Origin of the sequence: Planococcus sp. APC 3900 (assembly GCF_030407735.1) — a bacterium.
Classification (GTDB): Bacteria; Bacillota; Bacilli; order Bacillales_A; family Planococcaceae; genus Planococcus; species Planococcus notacanthi.
In genome coordinates this window covers 1-4065 of record NZ_JASDCT010000019.1, presented here as the reverse complement: position 1 = coordinate 4065, position 4065 = coordinate 1, and the positions used below count along the sequence as shown (strand labels likewise).

At 41.1% G+C, this 4065-nt stretch carries 6 protein-coding genes; all 6 read left to right on the top strand.

Features of this window, described 5'->3' with window-relative positions:
* A partial coding sequence (locus QMA04_RS18090; RefSeq protein ID WP_290187268.1) for a hypothetical protein occupies positions 1–272 on the top strand: 272 nt, incomplete at its 5' end.
* Positions 273–862: 590 nt separating this feature from the next.
* The gene (locus QMA04_RS18085) at positions 863–1825 is read left to right on the top strand and encodes a protein rep (protein ID WP_290187267.1); all 963 of its coding nucleotides are present in this window, start codon (positions 863–865) and stop codon (positions 1823–1825) included.
* Positions 1825–2121, top strand: coding sequence for a hypothetical protein (locus QMA04_RS18080; RefSeq protein WP_290187266.1), 297 nt, complete (start codon positions 1825–1827; stop codon positions 2119–2121). The genes QMA04_RS18085 and QMA04_RS18080 overlap by 1 nt, the downstream gene beginning before the upstream one ends.
* Positions 2122–2123: 2 nt before the next feature.
* Entirely contained in the window at positions 2124–2300 is a 177-nt protein-coding gene (locus QMA04_RS18075; protein ID WP_191716987.1) for a hypothetical protein, read from the top strand.
* Between the two features lie 7 nt (positions 2301–2307).
* Complete coding sequence (locus QMA04_RS18070; RefSeq protein ID WP_191716986.1) at positions 2308–2520, top strand: DUF6366 family protein; 213 nt, start codon at positions 2308–2310, stop codon at positions 2518–2520.
* A gap of 470 nt (positions 2521–2990) precedes the next feature.
* The coding region (locus QMA04_RS18065; RefSeq protein WP_290187265.1) for a plasmid recombination protein at positions 2991–4065 on the top strand (1075 nt) is incomplete at its 3' end.

Sequence of the window (4065 nt, the reverse complement as noted above, 5' to 3'; positions counted from 1 at the left end):
TGATAAAAAAGAATTCAGAGAAGTTTTTGGGTGTAAGCAAAGAGGATATGACGAATTTTGTTGGGAAAGTACGGGCTGCGGCTTTGCTGCATGAATACAAAAATGGGGCACGTGAAGAAATGTTTGAAGTGATTCCGGACGAAGAAAAAGAAGGGGCAAAAGCCATGTTTGATGCTCATGACGAAAAAGAAAAACAAAAAGAAGTTGAAAAAGAAAAAGAGAAGATGGCTATGCCAAAAAGAAGGTCGAAAGACATCGAACACGAGAGGTAATATTTGTATAACTTTTGTATAATCTTTGTATAAATTTTTTAGACTTTAGATTTTAAAAGTTTTTTTTTTTAAAAAAAAAAAAAAAAAAAACAAAAATGAAAAATGAAAAAAGAAGAAGAATAAGTGAAAAGCCCTCTGGATTTTTTGAGGGCTTTTTTGTGTGTTTTTGAACTAAAAAAAAGCCCGTTTTTGGGGGCTTTTTTTGTGTGTTTTTTCTATCTTGATAACTAACGTCATTATTTTCGCGCGAAAATAATGGCGTTAGTAGGTCTTCGCTCTTACGCCCTCAAGGGTTTTAGCTCTTAAAAAAAAGTGATTTAAAGGATACGAATCCAAAAAAAAGAGACTTGCCCTTTTTCCGTCTGAAAGTTAAGCTTAAGTTACCACACAAAAGTTTAAAATCAGAGGGGAGGACAAGTCACTTTGGACTTATTAAATTTATATTGCTCACTTGTGACTTTACAACATTTATGCCCAAAAATCAAGATACTATAAACAACAAAAAAGCCTTTAAGCAAACCAAGCTTGGCAAAGATATAACAGAAAAATACGCGCCAAAAAAAGATTTAAATCGAAAAGGAGCCGCGTACATGGAAAAACATGTGCCGATCAAATCGATTGTGCGGTTCGAAACCTGTAGCGATTATATTTCGCATCTAACCAATGCAGAAATGAGCGTGAAGCGAGTGCATAAGACCAATGCTTGTGAAAATCGGTTCTGTCCTATCTGTACATGGAAAACGGCGAAAAAAGATGCCATCAAACTATCAGTTATGTTGAAAGCTGTGAAGGAAATCGAAGGCAAGGAATTTTTATTTCTGACGCTGACTTCACCTAACTGTGGAGCTGGGGAATTAATCGAGGAACTGGACCGGTTCAACAAAGCAGTCAGTAAATTATTTCGAAGACGGAACGTACAGCGTGTGGTGAAAGGCTACGTTCGGAAAATTGAAGTGACGACAGACCAGGAACAATACATTACGGAAAAAGTTTTCAAGCGTAAGAAGGATTATTTTGAAATGCGTGGGTTGAAGGTCGGGGATCCGAATCCGACTTACAATACATACAATCCTCACGTCCATGCGATTGTGGTCGTGAACAAAAGCTATTTTAACAAGCCAAGCGATTTCCTCAGCAAGAAAAAATGGTTGGAAATGTGGCAAGAATGCATGGAAGACAAGTCAATTACGCAAGTAGACGTCAAGAAAGTTCAGGATTCTGCCAATTCCAATGCGGTCTTGGAAATTGCGAAGTATTCGGCAAAGGGAAGCGACTTATACCACAGCGAAACTGTGTTTGACACGTTCTATAAAGCCTTGAAAGGGCGTCAATTGCTGGTGTTTTCCGGAATGATGAGCGATTACGCCAAAAAGTACGAAAAAGGCGATTTAGACCGATTAAAAGAAAAAAACGAGGATGTCTATACGCATTTGCTCCGTTCACTTTGGAAAGGCTCGAAATACGACAGCAAGTTGCGTGAGTTGTCTCCAGAAGAGTTTGAGGAATTCAACAAACAGGCAGAACTCATCGAAGAAAGTGATGGGGTGGAGTAATGGGGAAAGATTATTATTACAACCCAAAAACACAAACTTTAGTGGGGCTGCTAGATGAAAATATTGTTGAATTTAAGAATAAAGATGAAGATTGTCATGACATAGAGTGCTATGTTGCTCTGCATGATTTAGCTGAAGATAGAGTTTATATTCAAGAAATGGATGAATTCCATGAAAGTTTTTTGGTTTTTACTTTAGATGAAATGCCGATGTTGCAATTGTGGTATGAGATGGATGACATTGCACTTGCGAGATTGAAAAGGATAGTGGCAGAACTTTTGGAGACGGAGGTCTGATTATGATTCAATTTGACCGAATTGAAAATAACCGGGTGTACCTGGGATTTACGCAAGTGGAATTGGATTCGATTCTTTCGCTGTTGGAAAAACATCTGCCGGATGAGGAAATTACGAAACGGCTTGATGTATTAGCGATGGTATTCAAGAAAGAAAGTGACCCCAAAAAAAGGAGGTGACCATCTTATGAGTTCGAAAGAAAGACCAGAAGAACAAAGAGAACGTTTAAGACAAAAAGAATTAAAAAATAATCCTACGGGTTCTTTGCGAGATGGAATGAGCAGAGGAGAAAGCGGTAATTTGCAGGACATTTCTGGTGATATGGGTTGGAAAGGAATGGCGCTATTAATCATAGTGTTGATAATAGGCTACGTTGTTTATAGTCTGTTTTTCCGTTGAAGTGTTGGCAAATAACTGGATATGTGAAAAAGGGAGAGGGCATTCGCTACTCTCCTTTTTTATTTGGCCAGAGCAGTAGATTGACGGTAAGTGTCCACGGTAAATGTCTGACTGGAACGCAGTGGAAGGAATTTAAGGAGTGGATACGTGAAGTCGATCTGCACCCTGTCTCTGGTTCTCACGTCCACCGTGAGAACCTGCCTACCGGCGAGGGAACTCCCCCTCAAAATTGAGGGGGCTGGGGGGGAGCTTTTGGGATGGGGTCGAGGGGAAGTTTTTCCCTCGTGGGTTTGGGCAAGGCCCAAGGTCTTGTTGACTGACAACGTCAGGCATTTGGGCGACTCGCCCAACGGCTTTTACCCTCGGAGAGCCTTTTCATAGTGCACACAACGTGTCACTATACAGAAAAGGTTACTTTGGCAAAGTAACAAACGTTTATGGTAGCATTGGGGCAATGGGGTGAGTCGGGTATGGGCATGAGTATTTCGCTGAAAAAAGACACAGCAAAAACGAACATCAACCACAACAATCGAATATTCAATGACAAGGATAAAGAGCAGAATTCGCATATTGATTTTTCTCGTTCGGGGGCTAATCAATACCTCGTGCAGAAAAGTTTGAAGGAGCTTTATAAAACCGAATTTGGACAGGCGCAGGCAGATTACAATGCCAAGCAAAAACGCAGCGATCGGAAAATCAAAAATTACTATGACCAAGTAAAAGCCAGCAAGAAAACGAGCGTGCAGCAGGAAATGATTTTGCAGGTCGGAGACAAAGACCATTTTCAAGATAATCCGGAAAATCGGAAAATGGCGAATGAAATTCTGAAAGAGTGGTTCGACAAATTCGAAGAACGGAATCCGAATCTGAAAGTTTACAATGCGGTCATTCATAACGACGAAGCCAGTCCGCATATGCACTTGAATTTTGTTCCGGTGGCTACGGGCTATCAGCGAGGAATGGACAAGCAGGTGTCCTTCGACAAAGCCATTACTCAGCAGGACAAAACGCTGAATAAGGAACGGCCATTTGAGGACTGGCGAAACCGTGAAGTGCTGTTGCTAGAAAATATGCTGAAAGAGCGTGGGATCGAACGGGAACTCGTCGGCACGAATGAATTTAAAGACGTAAATGATTTCAAAGAGAAAAAAGAGCAGATACAGGAATTAGATACAAAAATCGTGGATTTGGAGAAGAAATACACGGCCGAACGTGAAAAGCTCCAGAAGGGCGTACAAGGGCTTGTAAAGGCGGTGGAGTCCTCTAAGTCGGTTGAGGGCATCGAAGGCGAGAAAGCAGGCGTATTTGACCGTAAGAACGTCAAATTGCCCGTTGAGGACTTCGACAACATGAAAACCCTGGCAATGGCTTCAGAAGCCCTTAAAATGCAAAATACGCGGCTTCAGCGTGAATTGGATGCCACTCTTCGAGAAAAACAGGAACTGCAGAAAGAAAATGCCGGATTGAAGAAGGAAAATAGCCGTCTGGAGAAGTTGAACCAGATTCAGAAAAGGGCTATCACTTACCTAAAAGACATGTCGCATT

Excerpts from the sequence above, each read along its gene's own strand:
- QMA04_RS18085 (WP_290187267.1), top strand. The coding sequence starts at position 863 with ATGGAAAAACATGTGCCGATCAAATCGATTGTGCGGTTCGAAACCTGT.
- QMA04_RS18080 (WP_290187266.1), top strand. The coding sequence starts at position 1,825 with ATGGGGAAAGATTATTATTACAACCCAAAAACACAAACTTTAGTGGGG.
- QMA04_RS18075 (WP_191716987.1), top strand. The coding sequence starts at position 2,124 with ATGATTCAATTTGACCGAATTGAAAATAACCGGGTGTACCTGGGATTT.
- QMA04_RS18070 (WP_191716986.1), top strand. The coding sequence starts at position 2,308 with ATGAGTTCGAAAGAAAGACCAGAAGAACAAAGAGAACGTTTAAGACAA.